Annotated in this window: 21 protein-coding genes; 9 read left to right on the top strand and 12 right to left on the bottom strand. The window is 59.1% G+C overall.

Annotation, left to right across the window (positions count from 1 at the left end; genetic code table 11):
* Nucleotides 1-13: 13 nt before the first annotated feature.
* Both lysA and lptM read right to left on the bottom strand, forming a co-directional pair.
* Entirely contained in the window at nt 14-1306 is a 1293-nt protein-coding gene (gene lysA, locus CAL20_RS00175; RefSeq protein ID WP_094823904.1) for a diaminopimelate decarboxylase, read from the bottom strand.
* On the bottom strand, nt 1303-1479 hold the full coding sequence (gene lptM / locus CAL20_RS00170) for an LPS translocon maturation chaperone LptM (RefSeq protein WP_141217731.1): 177 nt from the start codon (nt 1477-1479) through the stop codon (nt 1303-1305). Before lptM ends, lysA begins: the two co-directional genes overlap by 4 nt.
* A gap of 55 nt (nt 1480-1534) precedes the next feature.
* On the opposite strand from lptM, the gene cyaY reads away from it, so the two are divergent.
* The gene (gene cyaY, locus CAL20_RS00165) at nt 1535-1864 is read left to right on the top strand and encodes an iron donor protein CyaY (protein WP_094836946.1); all 330 of its coding nucleotides are present in this window, start codon (nt 1535-1537) and stop codon (nt 1862-1864) included.
* Nucleotides 1865-1900: 36 nt separating this feature from the next.
* Here cyaY and CAL20_RS00160 read toward each other — a convergent pair whose 3' ends face one another.
* Complete coding sequence (locus CAL20_RS00160; RefSeq protein ID WP_094836945.1) at nt 1901-4360, bottom strand: penicillin-binding protein 1A; 2460 nt, start codon at nt 4358-4360, stop codon at nt 1901-1903.
* A gap of 114 nt (nt 4361-4474) precedes the next feature.
* Here CAL20_RS00160 and CAL20_RS00155 point away from each other — a divergent pair, with 114 nt between their 5' ends.
* The 3 genes from CAL20_RS00155 to CAL20_RS00145 are packed head-to-tail and all read left to right on the top strand — an operon-like array spanning nt 4475 to nt 7315.
* A complete protein-coding gene (locus CAL20_RS00155) occupies nt 4475-5095 on the top strand; it encodes a shikimate kinase (protein ID WP_094823900.1) in 621 nt (206 codons plus the stop codon).
* A complete protein-coding gene (gene aroB / locus CAL20_RS00150; RefSeq protein WP_094823899.1) occupies nt 5092-6168 on the top strand; it encodes a 3-dehydroquinate synthase in 1077 nt (358 codons plus the stop codon). The genes CAL20_RS00155 and aroB overlap by 4 nt, the downstream gene beginning before the upstream one ends.
* Before the next feature lie 22 nt (nt 6169-6190).
* Entirely contained in the window at nt 6191-7315 is a 1125-nt protein-coding gene (locus tag CAL20_RS00145; RefSeq protein ID WP_179266604.1) for a deoxyguanosinetriphosphate triphosphohydrolase, read from the top strand.
* Between the two features lie 54 nt (nt 7316-7369).
* On the opposite strand, the gene uvrA is transcribed toward CAL20_RS00145, so the two are convergent.
* The gene (gene uvrA / locus CAL20_RS00140; protein ID WP_094823897.1) at nt 7370-10222 is read right to left on the bottom strand and encodes an excinuclease ABC subunit UvrA; all 2853 of its coding nucleotides are present in this window, start codon (nt 10220-10222) and stop codon (nt 7370-7372) included.
* A 71-nt stretch (nt 10223-10293) separates the two neighbouring features.
* Here uvrA and CAL20_RS00135 point away from each other — a divergent pair, with 71 nt between their 5' ends.
* The gene (locus CAL20_RS00135; protein WP_094823896.1) at nt 10294-11478 is read left to right on the top strand and encodes an MFS transporter; all 1185 of its coding nucleotides are present in this window, start codon (nt 10294-10296) and stop codon (nt 11476-11478) included.
* Nucleotides 11479-11540: 62 nt separating this feature from the next.
* Here the strand turns inward: CAL20_RS00135 and CAL20_RS00130 are convergent, their stop codons facing one another.
* From CAL20_RS00130 to cyoA, 5 genes are all read right to left on the bottom strand, one after another.
* Entirely contained in the window at nt 11541-12326 is a 786-nt protein-coding gene (locus tag CAL20_RS00130) for an SURF1 family protein (protein WP_094823895.1), read from the bottom strand.
* The gene (gene cyoD, locus CAL20_RS00125; protein ID WP_094823894.1) at nt 12326-12739 is read right to left on the bottom strand and encodes a cytochrome o ubiquinol oxidase subunit IV; all 414 of its coding nucleotides are present in this window, start codon (nt 12737-12739) and stop codon (nt 12326-12328) included. The genes CAL20_RS00130 and cyoD overlap by 1 nt, the downstream gene beginning before the upstream one ends.
* The gene (gene cyoC / locus CAL20_RS00120) at nt 12736-13377 is read right to left on the bottom strand and encodes a cytochrome o ubiquinol oxidase subunit III (RefSeq protein WP_094823893.1); all 642 of its coding nucleotides are present in this window, start codon (nt 13375-13377) and stop codon (nt 12736-12738) included. Before cyoC ends, cyoD begins: the two co-directional genes overlap by 4 nt.
* A complete protein-coding gene (cyoB, locus tag CAL20_RS00115) occupies nt 13370-15373 on the bottom strand; it encodes a cytochrome o ubiquinol oxidase subunit I (RefSeq protein ID WP_094823892.1) in 2004 nt (667 codons plus the stop codon). Before cyoB ends, cyoC begins: the two co-directional genes overlap by 8 nt.
* Before the next feature lie 65 nt (nt 15374-15438).
* Entirely contained in the window at nt 15439-16482 is a 1044-nt protein-coding gene (cyoA, locus tag CAL20_RS00110) for a ubiquinol oxidase subunit II (RefSeq protein WP_094823891.1), read from the bottom strand.
* A 222-nt stretch (nt 16483-16704) separates the two neighbouring features.
* Between cyoA and CAL20_RS00105 the strand changes: the two genes are divergently transcribed.
* The 3 genes from CAL20_RS00105 to ssb all read left to right on the top strand — a co-directional run bounded on the left by CAL20_RS00105 (nt 16705) and on the right by ssb (nt 21932).
* Nucleotides 16705-18039 (top strand): MFS transporter, encoded by a 1335-nt coding sequence (locus CAL20_RS00105; protein ID WP_094823890.1) that lies wholly within the window; start codon nt 16705-16707, stop codon nt 18037-18039.
* Nucleotides 18040-18699: 660 nt separating this feature from the next.
* Nucleotides 18700-20904 (top strand): phosphocholine-specific phospholipase C, encoded by a 2205-nt coding sequence (locus CAL20_RS00095; RefSeq protein WP_094836943.1) that lies wholly within the window; start codon nt 18700-18702, stop codon nt 20902-20904.
* Between the two features lie 518 nt (nt 20905-21422).
* Nucleotides 21423-21932 carry a single-stranded DNA-binding protein gene (gene ssb, locus CAL20_RS00090; RefSeq protein WP_094836942.1) on the top strand — a complete coding sequence of 170 codons (510 nt, stop codon included), beginning with the start codon at nt 21423-21425 and terminating at the stop codon, nt 21930-21932.
* 139 nt (nt 21933-22071) lie between these two features.
* On the opposite strand, the gene CAL20_RS00085 is transcribed toward ssb, so the two are convergent.
* The 3 genes from CAL20_RS00085 to CAL20_RS00075 all read right to left on the bottom strand — a co-directional run bounded on the left by CAL20_RS00085 (nt 22072) and on the right by CAL20_RS00075 (nt 23841).
* The gene (locus CAL20_RS00085; RefSeq protein WP_094836941.1) at nt 22072-22836 is read right to left on the bottom strand and encodes an AzlC family ABC transporter permease; all 765 of its coding nucleotides are present in this window, start codon (nt 22834-22836) and stop codon (nt 22072-22074) included.
* Nucleotides 22837-22870: 34 nt separating this feature from the next.
* Nucleotides 22871-23170, bottom strand: coding sequence for an AzlD family protein (locus tag CAL20_RS00080; RefSeq protein ID WP_094823883.1), 300 nt, complete (start codon nt 23168-23170; stop codon nt 22871-22873).
* A gap of 116 nt (nt 23171-23286) precedes the next feature.
* Nucleotides 23287-23841 carry a DUF5710 domain-containing protein gene (locus CAL20_RS00075; RefSeq protein WP_094836940.1) on the bottom strand — a complete coding sequence of 185 codons (555 nt, stop codon included), beginning with the start codon at nt 23839-23841 and terminating at the stop codon, nt 23287-23289.
* Between the two features lie 489 nt (nt 23842-24330).
* Here CAL20_RS00075 and CAL20_RS00070 point away from each other — a divergent pair, with 489 nt between their 5' ends.
* Nucleotides 24331-25278 carry a hypothetical protein gene (locus tag CAL20_RS00070; protein ID WP_143277038.1) on the top strand — a complete coding sequence of 316 codons (948 nt, stop codon included), beginning with the start codon at nt 24331-24333 and terminating at the stop codon, nt 25276-25278.
* Nucleotides 25279-25316: the final 38 nt, after the last annotated feature.

Below are 25316 nucleotides of genomic sequence, written 5' to 3'. Positions count from 1 at the left end.
GGGCTATGCGGCGTCAATCGGGCAGCATGGATTCGCCGCGCAGCAGATCGTCCAGCGTTTCGCGTTGACGCACGACATGGTACTGGTCGCCATCGACCATGATCTCGGCGGCGCGGGCACGCGTGTTGTAGTTGCTGGCCATGACCATGGCGTAGGCGCCGGCGGACTCCAGTGCCAGTACGTCGCCCGCCTGCAGGGCCAACCGGCGCTGGCGAGCCAGCCAGTCTGCACTCTCACAGACGGGGCCCACAATGTCGTATTCATCGGTCTGGCCGTCGCGCGGCACGACGGGCTGTACCCCGTGATAGGCGTCGTACAGGGCCGGACGCAGCAGATCGTTCATGGCAGCATCCACGATGGCGAAATTGCGTGCGGGCGCATGTTTCAGGTATTGAACCGTGGTGAGGAGCACACCTGCGTTGCCAACCAGCGAGCGGCCTGGCTCCAGGACCAGATGCAGGTGCGCGAGGCCGCGCGCCTGCAGGCGTTCGAATACCTGATCCAGGAGCGCCTTGGGTGAGGGCGGGATTTCGTCGGTATAGCGGATACCCAGCCCGCCGCCCAAGTCCAGATGTTTGATGGAAATGCCCGCGGCGTCCAATTTCTGGATCAGATCCAGCAGCTTTTCCAGGGCATCGAAATACGGACTGATATCGGTGAGTTGCGAGCCGATATGGCAATCCACCCCGACGACTTCGAGGCCGGGCAGGGCGGCTGCTGTGCGATACGCGTCCAGCGCCGATTCGATCGCAATGCCGAATTTGTTTTCTTTGAGGCCGGTGGAAATATAGGGATGGGTCTGCGCGTCCACGTCAGGATTGACCCGCAGCGATACCCGTGCACGCCGCCCCATGGACTGCGCGACATCCGACAGGCATTGCAATTCGGCCTGCGACTCGACGTTAAAGCATTTGACGTCGGCTTCGAGCGCGGCGCGCATTTCCCAGACCTGTTTGCCCACGCCGGAAAATACGACCTTTGCCGGATCACCGCCAGCGGCCAGGACGCGCTTTAGCTCGCCGCCTGACACGATGTCAAACCCAGACCCCAATCGCGCGAATTCTTTCAGGACAGCCAAATTGGAGTTGGCCTTCATGCCATAGCAGACGAGTACCGGGCGATCGCCGATGGCGTCGCGGTACGAGCGCCAGGCCTGGCCTAGCGCCGCACGCGAATACACGTACAGCGGTGTGCCGAATTTGAGGGCCAGAGCGGCTAGAGAGACGTTTTCGGCGTGCAGAACGCCGTCCTGATAGTGGAAATGCGGATGCCCGGCCAAGCCGGACTGCGCTGAAAGGGAAGTCATGGAGGTGAGGTAGCTGGAGAGGTATTGTTTCGCTCGGACGGCTGGGTCTGGGTTTGGGGCGGGGGTGGCGCTTCGTCCTGCGCCGGCTCCGGCGGCAGATAAAGCGGACCCTTGAAGCCGCAGGCCGCGGTCAGACTGACTGCGGCGAGCGTGGCTACAATGCGTAAGACCATGCGGCCATGTGCCATGTGGGACACTCGAAACTCCGTAATTCTTGCAGGCTCGATTATGACTGAAACCGAATTCCTTGCGTTGGTTGACCAAGTGCTCAACAGTATCGAAAGTCAGGCAGACGACTGGGCGGCGTCGCAGGATGTCGATATCGAGACCAGCCGCAGCGGTAATGTGCTGACGCTGGTTTTCGAAGACGGCACTCACGTCGTCGTCAATAGCCAGGCAGCGATGCAAGAGATCTGGGTCGCTGCTCGCAGCGGCGGATTTCATTACCGCTACGAGGGTGGAAACTGGATCAACACGCGCGGCGGCCCGCAATTGCCCGACGCCCTGTCCCAGATTTGTTCCGAGGCGGCCGGGATCCCGGTGACCGTACGCCTGTAATCACAAGAGTACGGCCGGTCAGGATCCTCCCGGACCTCAGAAGGGTATCTTATCGTTCCAGGGCATGGCCTGCTGGCCGGAACTCATGTTGGGCGAGACACGGATGCTGTTGTCCCTGCCGCTTGCCAGATCGTTCAAGAAGTCGCCCAACTGATCGGTTTCCGCCGGGGTAGGCTCAGACAAGCCCAGTCGCGCAACGGCCTGCCCGGGAGGGAATTCCGAGAAGTAATACTCCCCGCGATCCACGATCAGTCCTTCGGGACGTTGGCGCGTTTTCTGTTCGGGTACGCCCTTGAGCGCTTCGCTCATGTATTCCACCCAGATAGGCATGGAGATGCCGCCGCCGGTCTCGCGCGAGCCCAGTGATTTGGGTTGATCAAAGCCCATCCAGGCAGTCGCCACCAATGACGGGGTATAGCCCGAGAACCAGGCATCGACCGATTCGTTGGTGGTGCCGGTTTTGCCCGCAATATCCGAACGCTTGAGCATGGCGCGTGCACGAGCCGCTGTCCCGCTGGTAGCCACGCCGCGCAGCATGTCGTCCATGACGAAGGCGGTACGTGGATCAATCGCGCGCGCTGCTTCATCGCCTGCCACGATGGGCTTGGATTGCATGAGGACCTTACCGCTGCTGTCGGTCACTCGTTCGATCAGATACGGTGCGATGCGGTAGCCGCCGTTGGCAAAAACGGCGTAAGCACCCGCCAGTTGCAACGGTGTCACCGAACCTGCGCCCAGCGCCAATGGCAGGACGGCAGGTTGACGCGCCTTGTCAAAGCCGAAGCGCGTCAGGTAGTCCTGTGCGTACTGCGGGCCGATGGCTTGCAGGATACGGATCGACACCATGTTTTTGGATTTATACAGGCCCTGGCGCATTGTCAGCATGGGCTCGTAGGTGTTTCCGTAGTTTTTCGGGTTCCAGGGCTTGGAGCCGGTTTGCGCCGCGCTCAATTGGAAAGGCTGGTCGGAAATCTGCGTCGCGGGCGTCAAGCCGCGCTCCAGCGACGCGGCGTAGATGAATGGCTTGATATTCGAACCCGGCTGACGCCAGGCCTGCGTGACGCGATTGAATTTGCCGCGGTAGAAATCAAAGCCGCCAACCATGGCGCGAATCGCGCCGTCTTGGGGCGACAGCGCCACAAAAGCGGCTTGTACGGCCGGCATATTGATGACTTCCCAGCCATCGCCGAATTTGTGGATATACACGACCGAGCCGCGCTTGAGGCGTTTGTCTTCGGGCGCCTTGGCGCTCAGCGATCGCGCCACGACGTTCAGGACCTTTTTGTCCGTGATCGAGATGACCTCGCTGGCACTGCGCATGACCTTGATTTCGGTGGGGCTGGCCGACAGGATGACGCCGGTCAGCAGGTCCCCGCTGTCGGGGTATTTTTCGAATGCCGTGTCCAGAAAGTCGTCCAGCGCCTGCGCGTCGTTCTCGATGCCGTCGGGCATCTGGAGTTGTTCTTCGGGGCCCGGATACACGGCTCGGCGCGTGTACTGCAGGACGCCATCGCGCACGGCGTTATATGCTGCTTCCTGGTCTTTTGAGCTGACCGTCGTGTAGATATTGATCCCGCGCGAATACAGCTCATCCTGGTACACGCCGTAGAGCAATTGGCGCGCAAGCTCGGCCACATACTCACCGTGAATGGCGTAACCGCCGGCGGGCGTGCCTTCGGCAGCCTTCATCACGATTTGCTGCGACTTGGCCTGTTGGTATTCGGCGTCGGTCAGATAGCCCAGCGAATGCATGCGGCCCAATACGTAATGTTGCCGGATTTCCGAGCGCTTGAAATTAGCGATGGGATTGAAACGTGACGGGGCTTTCGGGATGCCGGCGAGCATGGCCGCCTCGGCTGCCGTCACCTCGGACAGGGGCTTGCCGAAGTAAGTGCGCGATGCAGCGGCAAAGCCGTAGGCCCGATGGCCGAGATAGATCTGGTTCATGTAGAGCTCAAGAATCTGATTCTTGGTGAGCTCGGACTCGATTTTGAACGTCAGTAGCAGCTCGTAAAACTTGCGCGAATAGGTCTTTTCCGATGACAGATAGAAATTACGCGCGACCTGCATGGTGATGGTACTGGCACCCTGCGACTTGGACATACTGACCAAGTTCGTCAGGCCGGCACGGGCCACGCCCATCCAGTCAATGCCGCCGTGTTCGTAAAAGCGGTCATCCTCGGCCGCCAGCACCGCAGATTTCATGACGTCGGGGATTTCGTCAAAACGCAGCACATTGCGGCGTTCTTCGCCGAATTCGCCGATCAACACGTGGTCGTTGGTGTATATGCGCAGCGGCACGCGTGGCCGGTAGTCGGTCATGGCGTGCAGGTCCGGCAGGTTGGGCCATGCCAACGCCAGCGCCATCCCGCCCAGCAGAATGCCGCACAGGGCGATGCCGCCACAGAAGATGCCCAATTTCACGAAAAACCGCAAAATAGGCGATCCGCTTTTCTGGGGAGGGGCTTTTTTGGAGGAGTTTTGCGACTTGCTCATCGCGGCGATTTTACGGGTAACAGTGGCGCCGCTTGATGGCCGTTACGGGGTTTCTGTAACAAATTCGTTCAGTGTGGTAAGCGAGCAACCGGCTGGCAATGGGATAATGCCAGCATGAACGTCCCTGCCAATATAGCATCCGCCACCAGCGCGGAACCAGCCGAGAGCGTCTGCGCTGCCGCAGAGGCCGGCTCCTGCGCCAGTCTGCCGCACGATCTGCCCATCTTTCTCGTGGGGATGATGGGCGCGGGCAAGACCACCATCGGCCGAGGACTGGCCCGAGCGCTAGGACGCGAATTCATCGATCTGGACCACGAGCTAGAGGCCCGTTGCGGGGTACGGGTGCCGATCATCTTTGAGATCGAAGGCGAAGACGGCTTTCGCAAGCGCGAAGCGGCGGCGCTGGATCACTGCTCGAGCCGGCGCGGTATTGTGCTGGCCACAGGCGGCGGGGCCATTTTGGCGGCTGATAACCGCCGCATGCTGAGCGAACGCGGCGTGGTCGTGTATTTACGCGCCAGCCTCGACGAGTTGTTCCGGCGCACCAGCCGTGATCGCAATCGGCCCTTGCTGGCCAATGCCGACCCGCGCGGCACGCTGCGTGATTTGATGGTCAAACGTGCGCCGTTATACGAGGAAGTGGCGGATTTAGTGATTGATACCGGTACGATGCCGGTATCCCTGTTGGTGAAATCGATACTGCCCTTGCTGCAAGCCTACGAGAAGAATTTATGACTGTTGTTGATGTCGATACCCCCGGCGGACGCTATCCCATTCACATCGGACCGGGCCGGCTGGATGTGCTGGATCAGTCCATTCCTGCTGATGCCACAGCGATTGCTGTGGTGACCAATCCCACCGTGTCTGCTTTGTATGGAGAACGTGTCGAGGCAGCGTTGGCCCGCACCGGCCGCCGCGTATTGCGCATCGAACTGCCGGACGGCGAGGCCCACAAAGACTGGCAGACATTGAATCTGATTTTCGACGCGTTGTTGACGCATCGTCTGGATCGTCGCGCCGTGCTGGTAGCCTTGGGCGGCGGGGTGATTGGCGACATGACGGGCTTTGCCGCTGCGGTGTACATGCGTGGGATCCGCTTTCTTCAGGTGCCTACGACCCTGCTGGCTCAAGTCGATTCGTCGGTCGGGGGCAAGACTGCGGTCAATCATCCATTGGGCAAGAACATGATCGGCGCTTTTTATCAGCCGATCGCAGTCGAGATTGACACGGACGTGTTGGCCACATTGCCGGCGCGCGAGGTATCGGCCGGTTTGGCCGAGGTCATCAAATACGGCTTGATACTGGACGCGGAGTTTTGGCGTTGGTGCGAAGACAACGCAGCCGCCCTGCGTGCTCTGGATCCGGCGGCGTTGGCCTATGCGATTCGCCGCTCGTGTGAACTGAAGGCGCTCGTTGTTGGCAAGGACGAACGCGAATCCGGTCTGCGTGCCATTCTGAATCTGGGCCATACGTTTGGCCATGCCATCGAGTCCGGCCTGGGATACGGTGAATGGCTGCACGGCGAAGCCGTAGGCTGCGGTATGGTGCAGGCGGCCGAGTTATCGGCCGAGGTTGCCGGTTTCCCGCAGGCGGATGTGGCGCGTGTGCGAGATCTGGTGCAGGCCATTGGCTGCCCTGTGGTGGCGCCCGATCTCGGGGCCGACCGATGGCTCGCATTGATGCAGGTCGACAAAAAGACCGAAGGCGGCGAGATACGCTTTGTGTTGATGCCCAGTATTGGTCAAGCCATCACGCGGACGGCGCCGCTGGAGGCTGTGCACCGCGTACTGGCTCGGACCGTACAGTAAATCACCAGGGAGGATGCTCACGATGACCGAATTGGCCCGCTACGCATCTGACCCTTCAGCAACACGGGGGCGGCGGCACGCCGAGCCGCCACCGCAGAACCGAACCGAGTTTCAACGCGATCGTGATCGCATCATTCATTGCACGGCCTTTCGTCGTCTGGAATACAAGACCCAGGTCTTTGTGAATCACGAGGGCGATCTTTTTCGGACGCGTCTCACGCATAGCCTGGAAGTCGCGCAGATCGCACGCACGCTGGCGCGCAGCTTGGGGCTCTCCGAAGATCTGACCGAAGCCATTGCATTGGCGCACGACTTGGGCCATACGCCATTCGGTCACGCCGGGCAGGATGAACTGAATGCCTGCATGCGTGAACTGGCGCCGCACGCGGGCGGCTTTGAACACAATCTGCAGAGCCTGCGCGTGGTTGATGAGCTCGAGGAACGTTACGCAGACTTCAGCGGCCTGAACCTCTGCTTCGAAACGCGCGAAGGCATTTTGAAGCATTGCTCCGTGGTGCACGCTCGTCAATTAGGCGATGTGGGCGAGCGGTTTCTGAATCGTACTCAGCCGTCGCTGGAGGCGCAGCTAGCGAATCTGGCGGACGAGATTGCTTACAACAATCACGATATCGACGATGGTTTGCGCTCGGGCCTGATCACGATCGAACAAATGCAAGACGTGACCATTTTTGCGCGCCATTATCGAGAGGTGCTCGAACGTTATCCGCAGTTGGCTTCGCGCCGTGCCATTGCCGAGACCGTGCGTCGCATGATCAACACGCTGATTGTCGATTTGACGGCGACCTCATTGGCACGTATTGCCGACACGGCCCCCGTCGATAGCGATGCGGTGCGCTGCGCGCCGCCCTTGGCGGGGTTTTCCGACGAGGTACGCCGCGACGCCGACGAACTCAAGCGCTTTCTATTCGACAACCTGTATCGCCATTATCGCGTGATGCGCATGACGACAAAAGCGCGCCGCATCGTTCGAGAGTTGTTCGAGGCCTTTTTGTCCGACCCGCGTCTGCTGCCACCCGATCACCGGCGAGAAGAACCGCAGCAGGCGCGAGCCATTGCAGACTACATTGCCGGCATGACGGACCGCTATGCGATTCGCGAGCACCGGCGCTTGTTCGACATGCGTTGATCGGCCAGAGCGCGGCCGATGTTCACATAGAACACGGGCAACTTCGTACCGGAATTACTTGCTACGCTGCAGGACTCGTCCGAGATAGTGTCCGGTATGGCTCTGCGGATTGGCCGCAACGTCTTCCGGCGTGCCGGTGGCGACGACCATGCCGCCGCCATCGCCTCCCTCGGGGCCCATATCGACCAGCCAATCGGCGGTTTTGATGACGTCGAGATTGTGCTCGATGATCAGCACGGTATTGCCGCTGTCCACCAATTGATTCAACACCTGCAGCAGCATTTCGATATCGCGGAAATGCAGCCCTGTGGTGGGTTCGTCCAGGATATAAAGCGTACGTCCGGTGCTGCGGCGAGACAGCTCCAGCGAAAGCTTGACCCGTTGCGCTTCGCCGCCCGACAGCGTTGTCGCGCTTTGTCCCAGGCGGATGTATGACAGACCCACGTCCATCAGGGTGTGGAGTTTGCGAGCGATGGCGGGCACGGATTCAAAGTATTCCAGCGCCTGGGCGACCGTCAGATCCAGCACCTCGCTGATGTTGCGGCCCCGGTAACGGATCTCCAGGGTTTCGCGGTTATAGCGTTTGCCATGACACACGTCGCAGGGCACGTACATGTCCGGCAGAAAATGCATTTCGACCTTGACCACGCCGTCACCCTGGCAAGCCTCGCAACGTCCGCCCTTGACGTTAAAACTGAATCGTCCGGGATCGTAGCCACGCGTGCGTGCTTCCGGTACGCCCGCAAACAATTCACGGATCGGCGTGAAGAGCCCTGTATACGTGGCGGGATTGCTGCGAGGCGTGCGGCCGATGGGGCTTTGATCGACGCTGATGATCTTGTCGAAATGCTCCAGTCCGGTGAGAGACACGTAGGGTGCCGGCTCGCTTTGTGCGTGATGCAACTGGCGCGACACCGCTACTGCCAGAGTGTCGTTGACCAAGGTGGATTTACCGGACCCTGACACACCCGTCACGCAAACCAAGCGGCCAGCAGGAATACGCAGATCGACGGTTTTGAGGTTGTTGCCGCTGGCGCCTTCGAGCACCAGCCATGGCTGCTCATCGTTGACCGGACGCCGTTTCGGAATATCGATCGCGCGCGCGCCGCTCAGATACTGCCCTGTCAGCGATGCGGGGTCTGCCTGGACAGCTTCCGGCGTACCCTGCGCCACCACTTGGCCGCCATGTTCGCCCGCGCCCGGGCCCATATCTACGACCCAGTCGGCCAGACGGATCATGTCTTCGTCGTGTTCGACGACGATGACGCTATTGCCCAGGTCGCGCAAATGCTGCAGCGTGCCGATCAGACGATCGTTGTCGCGCTGATGTAGGCCGATAGAGGGCTCGTCAAGCACATACATCACCCCTGTCAGACCTGAGCCGATCTGGCTGGCCAGGCGGATACGTTGCGCTTCGCCGCCAGAGATCGTATCGGCGCTGCGGTCCAACGATAGATAATTCAGCCCTACGTTGTTCAGAAAGCTCAGCCTAGCCTCGATCTCGCGCACAATGCGTTGCGCGATTTCCTGCTTGGCGCCCGTCAGTGTCAGCGCGCGGAACCAGGCCAGGCAATCCGATAGAGGCATCGCCTCGACTTCGTATATCGCCTGGCCGTGGCGTTCGCCGCCTCGAGGGTCGGTGCCGATCAGCACGTGGCGCGCTTCGGCGCGCAAACGCGAGCCGCCGCAATCGGGGCAGGTCTTGATATTGCGATATTTACCGAGTTCCTCGCGCACCGTGGGCGAATCGGTCTCGCGCCAACGGCGTTCCAGGTTGGGGATGATGCCTTCGAACGCGTGCCGCTTGACCGTGCTGCGGCCTTTTTCATTCAGGTAGAGAAAAGCGATTTCTTCTTCGCCGGAGCCGTACAGAACCTTGTGGCGCACGTCCTCCGGCAGTTCTTCGAAAGGCGTTTCGATGTCGAACTCATAATGCGCCGCCAGGCTGGTCAACAGCGAATGCGTAAAGGCATTGCGGCGGTCCCAGCCGCGCACCGCACCCGCTGCGAGGCTGAGCTCGGGAAATGCCACCACGCGCTTGGGATCAAAAAACCCCACTTGCCCGATGCCGTCACACGAAGGGCAGGCGCCCATCGGATTGTTGAAACTGAACAGGCGCGGCTCCAGTTCGGGCAAGCTGTGGCTGCATACGGGACAGGCATAGCGGCTGGAAAATACCTGTTCGCGGCCGCTGTCCATATCCAGCGCCACCGTACGGCCATCGGCCAGCTGCATGGCGGTCTCGAAGCTTTCCGCCAGCCGTTGTTTGCTTTCGGGCCGGATGCGCAGCCGGTCGATCACCACATCGATGTCGTGTTTTTCATTTTTCTTCAGCGGCGCCATGTCGCTGATTTCCTGCATTTGACCGTCCACGCGCAGCCGCACATAGCCTTGGGCTTGCAAACTGGCGCACTCGTCCTCGAAGCTGCCCTTTCGTGCCCGGGCAATGGGCGCCAGTACGGCCAGGCGGGTTTCTGCGGGCCAGGCCAGGACGGCATCCACCACTTGGCTGACGCTTTGCGCCTGCAGCGGCAGGCCGTGATCCGGGCAGTAGGGGGTGCCTACCCGCGCATACAGCAGGCGCAGGTAATCGTGAATCTCGGTAATGGTGCCGACGGTTGAGCGAGGGTTATGGCCTGCGGCTTTTTGTTCGATGGAAATCGCCGGGGACAGGCCCTCGATCAGATCGACATCGGGTTTATCCATCAATTGCAGGAACTGCCGGGCATAGGCCGACAGGCTCTCTACGTAGCGGCGTTGCCCCTCGGCGTACAGGGTGTCAAAGGCCAGCGATGATTTGCCCGAGCCAGACAGCCCCGTTACCACCACCAGTTTGTGGCGAGGCAAGTCCAGCGAGACGTTTTTGAGATTGTGGGTGCGAGCACCCCGGATGCGTATCGCGTTCATCGGGCAGATTCAGCAGTTTCAAAGGCCAACTTGGTACTATAGCGCGCTGAGGCTTTTTCCATCCCTGTTGCATGCCGGCCGAACCGAAACTGAAGTTGACCCCGTCTGAAAGGCGAGCCAGTGTGGCGCTCGCCGGCTTGTTCGCGTGCCGGATGCTCGGCCTGTTCCTGTTGCTGCCAGTCTTCGCCGTCGCGGCGCGTGGCTTGCCGGGGGGCGACGATCCCATGAAAGTAGGGCTGGCGCTGGGCATGTATGGGCTGACTCAGGCCTTCATGCAGATACCCTTTGGCCTGGCGTCCGACCGTTGGGGACGGCGTCCCGTCGTGATCGCCGGCCTGGTGCTGTTCATCATTGGCAGTGTCGTGTGCGCCCAGGCGCAGGACGTGTTCTGGATCACCATAGGCCGCGCCATTCAGGGTGCGGGCGCCATTTCTGCCGCGGTTACCGCCTGGCTGGCCGACGCAACGCGCGATGAGGTACGTACGCGTGCCATGGCTATGGTGGGTGGCTCGATTGGGCTGTCGTTTGCCGTGTCGCTGGTGCTCTCGCCCTTGCTGGTGGGGTGGTGGGGCTTGTCCGGCTTGTTCTGGACGATCGCCTGTCTGGGCGTGGCCAGCCTGGCTGTTGCGCGCTGGGTCGTGCCGGTCGTTCCTCGGACCGACGCACGCAGCATGAACAATGCCGGCCCGCATGCTGTCCTGGCCCATACGGATTTGCTGCGCCTGAATTTTGGCGTATTCGTCCTGCACTGTACCCAAGTCGCGCTCTTTGTCGTGGTGCCTGCCTTGCTGGCGCATACCGGGGGGCTGGATACACAGGCACTATGGAAGGTCTATCTTCCCATCATCGTGGTGTCGTTTGTCCTGATGGTGCCCGTGATCTTTATCGCTGAACGCCGCCGGGCGCACCGGGGCGCGCTACGCGCTGCTGTCGCCGGGTTGATTGTGGTGTGCGCGCTGCTGCCCATGGCCAGTCAGGGTTTTTATACCCTGGCGCTTGTGATGACGGCCTTTTTCGTCGCATTCAACGTGCTGGAGGCCTTGCAGCCGTCCTTGGTGTCGCGCGTGGCGCCTGCCCAGTACAAGGGCCTGGCGCTCGGCTTTTACAACACTGCCCAGGCCGCTGGCCTGTTCTGCGGTGGTGCGCTGGGCGGCTGGCTGGCCGCGCATGTAGGCACCAATGCCGTGTTCCTGGGGGCGGCAGGCCTGTCAGTGCTGTGGCTGGCCGTGACGTGGGCATTGAAGCCATTGCCGTGAGGCGGACGCCGGCAGAGCAGTGTGGGGACCATGTCCGCCTCTGAGCACGCGCCCGCAAGCGCTTACGACTGTACGCCTTTGCGCCGCCGTTTTTCCTCGCGCACCACAATCCAGACTCCCACCAGCAGCATCGCGGCCAGGGCATACCACGTAATGGCATAGCTCAGGTGGCTGTTGGCAAACGTGAGCACCGTCAATCCGCCCACGGGCCCACGCGCAGGATCCCGATTATTGCCATTGCTGGCGGCATCCGCATCGATGAAATACGGGGCGACATCGGTCAACTGGCGTGTCGTTGCAATGGCCTGCAGGTCACGCGTGTACCAGCGATCGGCAGCGGGGTCATTATTCCGCAAAAAGGCCTCGCCGGACTCTCCCATGCGCAACAGGCCGGTGACCTGGGCCGGTTCCGCGGGGGCTGTCTCCACAGGCGGGTTCTTGCGCCATTCGGGCAAAACAAAGCCGCGGTTGATCAAAATCGTGCTGCCGTCGGCCAGCCGCAACGGGGTCATGACCCAGTAGCCACCGCCCAGGTCGGTGACCGCCTGGACCAGGGTCTGCCGATCAAACTCATACCGACCGGACACGGTGACGTGGCGGTACTCCGCATTGTCATAGTTCAAGGCGGGCCATTCGGCCTTAGATGGTGCAGGCACGGCAGGCAAGTGCACGCGCGCGTCGATGCTGGCGATGAGGGCTTCTTTCCAGGCAAGACGATGGACCTGCCATGTGCCCAGCGCGCAGAGCGCGGCAAAAATGGCGAGCGCAATCACCCCGAATACGATCAGGGTGACGGTACTGCGGGGACGGGGAGCGGGGGATTGGGTTTCTGCTTTTCCTGGAGTCATCAAGGCATATTTCGCATGTCGTGAACGGACATGGGCATCATATTCGAATCCAGGTGATACATGATCCAGATCGATCCGCTAAGCGTGATGACAACGAGTACCAGGGTAAAGATGAACGCCAACATATTCCAGCCGCTTTCGGCTTTGGTGTCCAAATGCAGAAAGTAGACGATGTGCACCACGATTTGCACGACGGCAAAGGCGAGCAGCACTAGCGCGGTGGTGCGCGAGCTTTCCATGACTTTGCCCATGACCAGCCAAAAGGGAATGGCGGTCAGAATGGCGGCCAGGATAAAGCCGGTGACATAGCTTTTGAAGGTGCCATGGCCGACCTCATCGTGATCGTCGTGGTGCCCATGGTCATGATGGTGGCCCACGCCGCGGTCCGCCAGATTCTGGGTATGCTGGGTCATGGCAGTACTCCCATCAGATAGACAAAGGTGAACACGCCGACCCAGATCAGATCCAGAAAGTGCCAGAACATAGACAAGCACATCAGCCGTCGGCGGTTTTCCGGAATCAGTCCGTGTTTGTTTACCTGCACCATCAGTGTGACCAGCCAGACAATGCCAAACGTCACGTGCAGGCCGTGCGTGCCGACCAAGGTAAAGAAAGACGACAGGAACGCACTGCGTTGCGGTCCGGCGCCTCGCTCGATCAGGTGTACGAACTCATACATTTCCAGTGATAAAAAGCCCAGGCCCAAGATCCCGGTAATGGCGAGCCACAGCTGGACCATGCCGACGCGTTTGCTGCGCATTTCCAGCATTGCAAAGCCGTACGTGATCGACGACAGCAGCAACAGGGAAGTATTGACGGCAACGAGCGGCAGGTCGAACAGATCGGCGCCGGATGGCCCTGCTGCATAGTTGCGGCCTAATACGCCATAGGTGGCGAACAGGCACGCAAAGATGAGGCAGTCGCTCATCAGATACACCCAGAATCCGAGCAAGGTGCCGTTCTTGGGGTGATGTTCGCCCGCGACGTAGAACACGGGCTCGGACGGCGGTGTGGCGCCGCCAGTCAGGGGAGGGGCCAGGGTATCAGACATGTTGTTCCAGCAACCGGGTGCGCGCGGCTTCGGTCTGCACGACGTCTTCGGCCGGCACGTAGTAGTCGCGCTTGTAGTTGAAGGTATGGATGATTGCCACCACGATCAGGGCCGCAAACGACAGGATCGCCAACGGCCACATGTGCCAGATCAGGGCAAATCCCATCACCACGCTGATGCCCGCCAGCACAATGCCGGCCCAGGTGTTTTTGGGCATATGGATGGGGATAAAGCCCTGTTGCGGCCGCTGATAGCCATATTGCTTCATTTGCGCCCAGGCATCTATATCGTGCACACGAGGCGTAAAGGCAAAGTTGTAGCTTGGCGGCGGCGATGAGGTGGACCATTCCAGCGTACGGCCGTCCCAGGGGTCGCCCGTGAAATCGCGCAACGAGTCCCGGCGGCGATAGCTCACGACGAGTTGAATCAAGAAACTGGCGATCCCCAGAGCGATCAGGAACGCCCCGAATGCCGCAACCTGGAACCATATCTGCAACGACGCATCTTCGAAGTGGTTCACGCGACGTGTGACGCCCATCAAGCCCAATGCGTAGAGCGGCATGAAAGCGATATAAAAACCGACCAGCCAGAACCAGAACGAACACTTGCCCCAGAACGGATCCAGTTTGTAGCCAAAGGCCTTGGGGAACCAGTAGGTGATACCGGCCATCAGACCGAACAGCACCCCGCCGATGATGACGTTATGAAAGTGCGCAATCAGGAACAGACTGTTGTGCAGCACGAAATCCGCAGGCGGCACCGCCAGCAGTACGCCCGTCATGCCTCCGATGACGAAAGTGACCATGAAGCCCAGCGTCCACAACATGGGGACTTCGAATCGAATGCGCCCACGATACATCGTGAACAACCAATTGAAAATCTTGGCGCCGGTCGGGATCGAGATGATCATCGTCGTGATCCCGAAAAACGAGTTGACGCTGGCGCCTGACCCCATAGTGAAGAAATGGTGCAGCCAGACCAGATAAGACAACACCGTAATCACGACTGTGGCATACACCATGGACGCATAACCGAACAAGCGTTTGCGGCAGAACGTCGACACCACCTCGGAAAAAATACCAAAAGCGGGCAAGATCAGGATGTAGACCTCCGGGTGCCCCCAGATCCAGACCAGGTTCACGTACATCATCGCGTTGCCGCCGAAGTCTGCCGTGAAGAAATTGGTGCCCACGTAGCGATCCATCGTCAGCAGCGCCAACACGGCCGTCAAGACGGGAAAGGCCGCAACGATCAGGACATTGGTGCAAAGCGCAGTCCACGTGAAAATCGGCATGCGCATCATCGTCATGCCCGGCGCACGCATCTTGACGATGGTGACCAGCAAGTTCACGCCGGACAGCAGTGTGCCTACCCCCGCTATCTGTAAGGCCCAGATGTAGTAATCCACTCCCACATCCGGACTATGGGCGATTCCTGACAAGGGTGGATACGCCAGCCATCCCGTCTTGGCGAATTCACCGACAAACAGCGACAGCATGACCAATATCACGCCACCCGTGGTCATCCAGAAACTGAAGTTGTTCAGAAACGGAAATGCGACATCGCGCGCGCCGATCTGCAGGGGCACGATATAGTTCATCAGGCCTGTGACCAAGGGCATGGCCACAAAGAAAATCATGATCACGCCGTGTGCGGTGAAGATCTGATCATAGTGATGAGGCGGTAGATACCCGGCGGAGTCGCCGAACGCGATGGCCTGTTGCGCCCGCATCATGATGGCATCGGAAAACCCGCGCAGCAGCATGATGATGCCCAGGATCATGTACATGATCCCGATTTTCTTGTGATCGATGCTGGTGAACCACTCGCGCCAGAGATAACCCCATTTGCCGAAATACGTGATACCGCCCAGCACCGCGATGCCGCCGAGGGCGACGACGATAAAGGTCACGACCAGGATAGGCTCGTGATACGGAATGGATTCCCAGGTCAGTCGACCGAAGATCAGGCGGGTAAGGTCTGTTTGATCTGTCATCTCGATCTCAGGCTAAAGACCATCAATTCACGACACTGTCAGCACACGGCCGACAGCTCGCCCCATCAGAGCAGTAATTGCGCCGGCGACGTACACATGGAGCCCACGTATTGCCGCGGGGGCGTTTGCGTCAGGCCGAGGCGTTCGCGTACGGCAGGATCCAGGCTCGTCACGTTGTACACACCGGGGATGCCCAGGCCGCCTTGAGCGTCAATGGCCATTACGTCTCTCATGCACATGCGATTGGGTTCTACGCAGCGGTTGACGATGGCGTCAAACAGGCCCGGCGCAACGCTTGCGTAGCGCGTCACGGGATTGCGCTCGCTGGGCTGCTCCAATTGCAAATAGGTTTCGCGACTGAGCGTGCTGCCTGCAGCTCGTGCGTACGCCACCCATTTATCGAATCCGGCTTGATCAAGGCCATGGAACGCAAATCGCATGCCCGAGAATCCCGCACCGCTGTAGTTCGCAGACAGGCCTTCGTAGGTGCCGGGGTGGTTGATCACCGCATGCAGAGTGGTCTGCATGCCCGGCATGGCATAGATCTGCCCCGCTAACGCCGGCACAAAGAACGAATTCATGACCGATGACGAGGTGATCTTGAACTGGATAGGGCGGTCAACGGGCGCAGCCATTTCGTTGACCGTGGCAATGCCTTGCTCTGGATAGAGAAACAGCCATTTCCAGTCCAGCGCGACGACCTCCACCACCAGGGGTTTGGTATCCGGCGGAATGGTGCGGCCCTCGGACAATCTGGCTAACGGGCGATAAGGGTCAAGCTGGTGCGTACTGACCCAGGTTACTGCGCCCAGCGCAATGATAATGAGCAGCGGCGCAGCCCAGATGAGCAGCTCGAGCACGGTGGAATGATTCCACTCGGGATCGTAATGTGCGGCCTTGTTGGTTTCTCGATAGCGCCACGCAAATAAAAATGTCAGCGCGATGACCGGTACGATGATCAGCAGCATCAGTACGGTCGAGATGATGATCAGATTACGTTGCTGCAGGGCAATATCGCCGGACGGCGATAGCAGTACCGCGTTGCACCCGCCCAGCAAGGGCACGAGGGCAAACAGAATAAATCCGCGGAGCCTTGGGAAAGACGGCATGGCCAAACCCCGAAACGTAACCGTGGGAAGTAGGCACAACACTACGCTGGATATCGAGAAAAATCTAGCGTTAGGCGCGTTTCCGTCTGTGAATCGACGTCTATGACACACAGAGTCATGCCGAGACGCTTGCAGCCTTCCCGGACATGAGCGTACCCTACTAACGTATGTTGCAAGATCGTAGACAAGGTGTACCCAGCCCTTCTTTTTGCGAGCTAGCTCATGTCGACCACAACGCAATATCCTGGTCATATTCCCCCTGCGCCTGGCGCGCCCTTGCCCAGCGGACACGGGAGTCATGCCAAGGTCGCGCCCGGCGAAATCGCAGTGGGCGTGGTGGTGGGCAGGGCATCTGAGTATTTCGACTTCTTCGTCTTCGGCATTGCCTGCGTACTGGTTTTCCCCAGGGTATTTTTCCCTTTTGAGGGGCCGCTTCAGGGCACGATTTGGTCGTTTGTGATCTTTTCGTTCGCCTTCATCATGCGCCCCATCGGCACCGTCGTATCGATGGCGATTCAGCGGCAATGGGGGCGCGCCACCAAGCTGACGGTGGCGCTGTTCGTGCTGGGTACGGCAACCGTAGGCATGGCGTTTTTGCCCAGCTATGAGGTGATAGGGCCTTATGCCATCGTATTGCTGGCCATTTTTCGCTGTATGCAGGGCTTGGCATTCGGCGGATCATGGGACGGGCTGCCGTCGCTGCTGGCGCTCAATGCACCCTCCAATCGCCGCGGCTGGTATGCAATGTTGGGGCAGCTGGGTGCGCCTGTGGGCTTCATGGTCGCCAGCGGCCTGTTTCTCTTTTTGCATGTCACGCTGACCGAGGCCGACTTTTTAGCCTGGGGCTGGCGTTATCCGTTCTTTGTGGCGTTCGCGATCAACGTCGTGGCGCTCTTTGCGCGTTTGCGCCTCGTGGTCACAGAGGAATATACGCAACTGCTCGAAGAAGGCGAGCTCGAGCCCATCCCTGTTGGCGAGATGGTGCGGGATCAAGGCTACAACATGTTCATCGGGGCTTTTGCCGCGCTGGCGAGCTATGCGCTGTTCCATTTGGTGACGGTGTTCCCGTTGTCGTGGATCGCGATTCGCCAGTCGCAGGAAATTCCCCAGGTGTTGATCGTACAAATCGTCGGGGCGGTGTTGTGCATCCTGGGCGTTATCGCCTCGGGCATGGTGGCTGATCGTATCGGACGCCGTACTACGCTGGGCTTGTTGGCGGTACTGATCAGCATCTATGCGTTGTTCACGCCGTGGCTATTGGGTGGTGGACCCAGCGCACAGAACGCGTTCATTCTGATTGGTTTTGTGCTGTTGGGTTTGTCTTATGGCCAGGCCTCGGGCACCGTGACGGCCAACTTCATCCGGCGTTATCGCTACACGGGCGCGGCCCTGACCACGGACATGGCGTGGCTCATCGGCGCGGCTTTTGCGCCGCTGGTCGCATTGGGCTTGTCGGCACGGTTCGGGTTGGTGGCCGTGAGTGTTTATCTGCTGTCAGGTACGGTGTGTACTTTGCTGGCATTGCGTATTAACAAAGTCCTTGAAACACGCGACTGATCGCGAAATTATCGGTCTGTCTGTTTCATTCGTTCGATCATTGTCATGTGTCAGTCATACGGCGATCGCCATATGATTTTCTTTGCCTGCGCGCGTGCGCTGCCGATCTGCCGGCCAGCCACGCGTTTTTCTTTGCGCGCACCATGATCGTGGCGATTGATGAAGCTGTCTAAAAGCTGAATCAATGACCCAAATACTTCGATGGGCCTATCAGCATTTATCGACTCGCTGTAACGGTCCCGTTTCTCTGCCTTCCTAGAATTTCTCAGTCTCTTGGCCAGCAAGAGGCGACACATAGTCATCGCTGCGTGACGAGGGTTCTCGCTGTGCTGTGCGTGCCAACGCAACACCACGGTGCTGCAGTGTGCAGCCTCCCAGGCTCGGCGTGTCGACTGTGTTTCCAATCATCCTCTCGAGTTTTCCATTTTTTATGAAACCAGAATCGACTGAATGGGCGTGCGCCAGATACGTACGCCATGCCCGGGTGTTGCTTGCCATCGTTGGGTTTACGTGCGTGCTTGCTGGTTGCGGCAGCGGCAGCGATGACGACTCGAATGACAACACCGGCACGCCTCCTGATACCTCCACGCCCGATACCTCGACGCCACCGCAGTTGCGCTGTGCGCCTTGAGCCCTCGATAACATGTTGCAGATCCTGATATGACGATCAATCATTCGAAGCGAAATTTTCTGCGCACGAGCTTCGGCGCTACTTTTTCCACTGCTGCCTTGAGCATGTTTCCGCCCAGCATCCGCCGCGCGTTGGCGATCGAGGCGAACAATGCTACGGGCACGATCATGGACGTCGAGCACGTCGTGATCCTGATGCAAGAGAACCGTTCGTTCGACAACTATTTTGGCACCTTGTCGGGCGTGCGCGGGTTCGGCGATCGCTTTCCTATTCCGCTCAGTGCCGGTCTGAATGTATGGCAACAGAAAGACGCCAGCGGTGCGCTGGTGTTGCCTTATCACCTGGATCAAACCGAGGGCAACGCGCAACGCGTCAGCGGTACGCCGCACTCGTGGGCCGATGCCCGCGACGCATGGGATTGTGGCCGTATGAATCAATGGCCTAAATACAAGAGACAGCAGTCGATGGGCTATTTCACGGAACAGGAAGCCCCGTTCCAGTATGCCCTGGCCAACGCCTTCACGATCTGTGATGCGTACTTTTGCTCGCTGCATGGCGGCACCAATTCGAACCGTCTTTTTCACATGACCGGCACCAACGGCGCGACGACAGCCGATGGCAAAGTCGTGGTCAACAACGTGTGGGATGGATTGGATTCGACCACCGACCTGAATACGACGGGCTACAACTGGACGACTTATCCCGAGCGCCTGGAAAAAGCGGGTGTGACGTGGATGGTCTATCAGAACATGCCCAGCAACTACACCGACAACCCGTTGATTGGCTTTAAACAGTATCGCCAGGCGAATCTGGATTCGGGCAAGCCGGTCTATCACGATGTGGATAACAATCCCGCCTACGATGCCTCGACCGACGACGCGATTGCACCCTTGTACAAGGGCATTGCAAACACCATGCCCGACGGGGGCTTTCTCACGACGTTTAAAGAGGACGTGCTCAACAACAAGCTGCGGCAGGTCACCTGGATCGTTGCCCCTTCGACGTATTCGGAACACCCCGGACCTTCAAGTCCTGCGCAAGGCGCGTGGTACACGCAGGAAGTGCTGGATGCGTTGACGGCGAATCCCGAGGTCTGGAGCAAGACCGTCCTGATCGTGAACTTTGACGAGAACGATGGCTTCTTTGATCACCTGCCGCCGCCGTGCGCGCCGTCGATGGACGAGACCGGTGCCAAGGCCGGCAAGACCACGTTGAGCGACGATGAGCTGTCGTACGAGTATTACACGCATGCAGAGGTAGACAACTCGAACATGCCGGAGCCCGATGGCGATTGCTACGGGCCCGGGCCGCGTGTGCCGATGTATGTGATTTCACCGTGGAGCAAGGGGGGCTGGGTGAACTCGCAGCAGTTCGATCACACCTCGGTGCTGCGTTTCCTGGAGGCACGCTTTGGTGTCGCTGAAACCAACATCAGTCCCTATCGCCGCGCGGTGTTCGGTGACCTGACGAGCGCGTTCAATTTCGCTACGCCGAACGCAGAGTTTCCGGCGTTGGCGGGCCGCACGACCAAAGAGGCAGCCGATGCATTGATTTTGGCACAAGAGGCCCTGGGTGCAGTGCCGCTGCCTAATCCCCAGTCCTTGCCGGACCAACAGCCGGGCGAGCGTCCATCACGGGCATTGCCTTATGAGCTGCACGTCAGCGCACGTGCGGATTCCTCTGCAGGCACTGTCCAACTGATTTTTTCCAATACGGGCAAACAGGCTGCGGTCTATCACGTCTATGACCGCCTGCACCTGGACCGCATTCCGCGGCGCTATATGGTTCAGCCCGATATGCAGTTGGATGACATCTGGGAAACCAGCGGCGATGCCGGCGAATACGATCTGTGGGTCTTGGGCCCCAACGGTTTTCACCGCGCATTCAAGGGCGACTTGACCGCCCAGGCTGCGCAAAACGCTGTCGCACCCGAAGTCCGCGTGTGCTACGACATCGCCAATGGCAACGTCTATCTGACGGCGATGAACAATGGCAATGGCGATGCCAGCTTCACCATCAAGGCCAACGCGTACTTCAACGAAGGCCCATGGAACGTCGCGGTGGCGGCAGGCGCCTCCGAGGATATTCATTGGGACCTCGCGAGCAGCACGCGCTGGTATGACTTTACCGTGACGTGCGCGGCCCTGCCTGGCTGGAGCCGCAGATTTGCCGGCCGCGTGGAAACCGGCGCAGATGGCATCAGCGATCCTGCGATGGGATTTGAAGGGTTCTAAGCAATCCTCGGACCGAGAGTTGCCCGGTTCGCTTCCCTGCTGTGTGTGAAACCCGTCCTCCGAGATGACTTGTCGTTTCGGAGGACAGTTGTTTTATGTGCCAACTCAAAAATGCGGGCACTAGTGACGTTATTTCGGTAAACCCCCGCCCAAAGCGTCGGACGAACGGCAATGTCAGCGTGAGGTTGGGTCCGCTGCGCTACCTCATCGTGACGCCTAACTTCCACCACTGGCACCAACGCGGTCCGTCGCAATTTTTGTTCTTGTGCTGACAGAGTGAGACGTTTCCGCGCTCCGACCCCATTAAAATCATGACAACGTGCGGTAAGCTTACGGTAACGCTCAGTAGGGGATAGCGCGGTACGCGCTCGTACAACTTGATACATCGTCCCCCGGCAGTATCAGGGCCAGAATGTGCAATAACTTCGGTTTAGTTCTGGCAAGTTCGGAAAATCATGCAATTTCATGTCCGTGGGGCCACGTCGGTTGCCCTGGGGCATTAGAGGAAAATCGTCATCATGGCATCGGTCAATAAAGTCATTCTCGTCGGCAATCTGGGACGCGACCCCGAAGTTCGTTACAGCCCGGATGGCGCGGCGATTTGCAACGTTTCCATTGCGACCACCTCGCAATGGAAGGACAAGGCCAGCGGTGAGCGCCGCGAAGAAACCGAGTGGCACCGTGTGGTGATGTACAACCGCCTGGCCGAGATCGCGGGTGAATACCTTAAGAAAGGCCGTCCGGTTTACATCGAGGGTCGTCTGAAAACCCGCAAATGGCAAGACAAGGACACCGGCGCTGATCGCTACAGCACCGAAATCGTCGCCGACCAGATGCAAATGCTGGGCGGCCGCGAGGGCGGCGGCGAAGGCGGCTTTGGCGGTGGTGGCTACGACGAGGGTGCACCGCGTCAACAACGCGCCCCGGCCCAACGTCCGCCCGCGCAGCGCCCGGCGGCAGCTGCAGCAGCACCCGCTGCGGGCGGCGCAGCCAACTTGGCGGATATGGACGACGATATTCCGTTCTAAATCAGAACATCCCTTGTTGGGGTACAAGACCCGCGTTTCTCACGAAGCGCGGGTTTTTCTTTGGCACGGGGGCAGGCCGTGATGGATCGGGTAGTCGTTGTTGATCCGGGCTGATCTCGTGCCTGCCGGCATATGGGTGTCAGGCTTTTTGAGGTGGCCTCGGCGTCCACACGACAGCTGTGACAATACCCGCCATCGCACCGGCGGCGACATACCAGGCGCCCGGCACCAGTTTGTAAGTGACGATGGCAGCCAGCAGGCTGACCAGCCATGGCACGGCGCGCCGCACGCCGCGCCACATGCCTCTGAGCATGACCAGAAACACCGCCGGAAAAGCCATGTCCAGGCCATAGACCTCGGGATGGCCGAGCAGGGGGCCCAGTATTGCGCCCAGCGTCGTACAGCCGATCCATGCCACATAGAACACTAACGAGGTACCCATGTAGTAGGCCAGGCTGAAGGCAGGCTCCATGCCCAGTTGCGCGCGCCGCCGCGTATCGGCCATGGATAAGGCCCAACTGGCATCGGTCATCAGGAACAGTGAGGGCAGGACCTTGCGCTTGGGCAAATGGCGCAAAAACGGCGTCATGGCCGCACCCATGACCAGCATGCGGCTATTGACCAGGAAGGTCACTGCCATGATCAGCAATAACGGCGGTGGCGCGGCCCACAGGCCCAGCGCGGCGAATTCCGAGCCGCCTGCGAAATTCAGGCCAGTCAGCAAGGGGACTTCGAATGGCGTCAGTCCTTTTTGCGCGGCTTGCGCGCCCAGGACCAGACCAAAGGGAATGATGCCGAACAGCACCGGCAGGCTGGCAAGGGCGCCTGCGCAACATTGCGCCCATGGCGTGGCATGATCGGACAACGGTTGTACGGCGGCGCCTTGTTTTTGGGCGGTGGGCATGGGATGGCCGGTAACTCGAACGTTGGGGTGGGCGTCAGGACATGAAGTGGCGCAGCAAGGCGGCGCTGACAACGCCGATCAGGACGGTGGGCAACAAAGCAAGCCGCGTTGCAGCAACGACGGTCAGCGCCAGCGCGATCAGATCGGAAGGTTTGTCAGATACAAAGACCGGTGCGATGACCGCCAACAGCACACAGCCGGGGGCGGATTCCAGCACCGCTGTGGCGCGCGGGCCGAGGCTGCGGTTGCGCAGCAGGATATAGCCGCCGATACGTGTGAGATAGGTCACGGATGCCATCAGGACGATGGCCAATAAATTCGCCGGGTCGATCATGAGAGGGGCTCGGTGCGCTTGCGTTAGGGTTAGGCACGGAATAGCTCATGATAACGGGTATGAGGTTTGCGCGCAGACCGGAAAAGACGCGCAGTTGAATGACTTGCCTTTATTCTTTACGACACGTCGAAGGCTTCGAGAATGAATGCTTCGACGCGCCTGAGGCCTTCTTTGGTTCCCATGAGTTCCAAGGCACTCTTTCCTTTGAACTCGGTTCTGTTCTCATTTAACCAGATCAATATCTTGTCATTGTTTTTGACGCAACGGCGCAGCAGCGACAGGATCCGAGTCAGATGAATACCACGCACAAATATTGAACTGCCGGCAGCGTTGCTCGATATGGATTTAGGAGCCGCGAATCTGGTTGGATAGCGTGCAGCGTAGTCTCCGGGACGAGAGCCTTGGCAATCCGTGTTCTTGTATTGGCTGCAGCCCCAGAACGGCTTCTTGGTATTGATCCACACCATCGCATGTCCGCAGATAGGGCAGTTCGGTACTGCCTCTTTCGTATAGTCGCGCGCTCGAGGGGCTAGCGCGATGTATTCGACGAGTGCAGATGGTATTTCGCCCTCCACGTACCATACGCGCTGTTCGGCATCATATTTCGCGCCATTGGCTTCGGCGTATTTCCTATGCGCAATAGGGATCCAAAGTATCGTCTGTGTAGACATTGTGAAGTCTCCTGATGTTGTTATGAGTCGGCCGCACCACGCGCGGCAATAGCATGATCTGTGCTTGCATTCAGTTAACGCACAAAGACGAATTGCATCGTGCGGAACAGCACGTGAACTGAGTCAACGTGAGCAAAGGCTATTCCGCTAGACGGGATTTGCAAATGGGACTTGCCGGAGTTTTCGCTATTACCAGACCGATCCGACCGCCCATCCGAGGCCGCTCCGGCACATTCGCTGCGGAAATTCTGGTAATGCGAGGTTCGGGTTGTCTAAACCGTGCTGTTTAGAGGCCTCAACTAATTCGGGTCCAAGGTGTTAGAGACAGCCTGAATAATCGACGCGATATGAGACCAGTCTGATTGCTGATCACGTTTTCTGTACTGGACAATACGTGCCAAATTCTGGACCGACTCTCTAATCAAACGGGACGCTTCCGTCTACTAACACTCTTATAACCACCGTACCGAACACGTTGGTGTCACGGCAATGAAAATTCCCAATCCCACTATCTGGCTCATGTTTTTGGTCGCGCTTAGCTTGCCCTTTCAGGGAACGGCGGAGACAGCCAGTTGCGCCTCCGACTGGACAGCAAACCACTCGCAATTCGAAAGCGCCATCGAGTACGATGACATTCAGAGCAAGGCCAATCCTACCGTTCACATTTTGATCAACGGCAAGCCGGCTAAGATGATGCTGGACACGGGGGCCAGCGTGAGCATCCTGTGGAGGACATCTTTGCTCGACGAACCTCCCGGCCCTGATGTCCATCGACTCGATGCGCATGTTGCCTCGGTCGACGCCCAGGTAGCTAAAGCAACATTGGAGGATGATCGTGGAAACGTGCTACGTCATGAGTTCCACGTAGTACGGGACTCGGTTCTCGCTGCTGACGGTTACTCAGGGATCCTCAGCCCTCAAGCAGTTGCACAAAATAACGCTGTTGTTATCGACTTGGAAAAGAACTGTTTTTTTACCAGTCCATCATTCGACATCCGCTTAGGCGGTGGTCTTGATGTGCACCGAGGAGCCACTATTCCGAATCTGTACGGTGTCATGGGGATTCACGCCGAACTTGACGGAAGCAAGATTCCGTTGATCGTCGATACTGGTGCATCTGTGACCAATGTCCTTTCCTCACTAATCGACTCCAAACCGAAAGGCCCGAAGAGCGGCAGGACGATGGATATGTTCGGAGCCGAACTTTCGCAAGACGAATACATGCGTCTTATTGATTTGAGTATCAATGGGAAGATTTTCAGATCGCAGCCAGTTGTCGCCAGCCCAACGATCAATGAGAGAGGCATCGTCACCTCTGGGTACATCGGCATGGACATCCTAAAGGATCGTGTGATTTATCACGATGGGTCACGGAACGAGTTCATCCTCCTGACCCGAGAGGGCGCTGCCGAGAGATATGACACTCGTGTAGAGTGATATCTGCGACAGGCGGCCCCCAACCTGCGATCAATCTC

Origin of the sequence: Bordetella genomosp. 4 (assembly GCF_002261185.1) — a bacterium.
In the GTDB taxonomy this organism is placed as follows: Bacteria; Pseudomonadota; Gammaproteobacteria; order Burkholderiales; family Burkholderiaceae_B; genus Bordetella_A.
The sequence above is the reverse complement of the archived record's forward strand: the minus strand, read 5'-3'. Positions and strand labels throughout refer to the sequence as shown.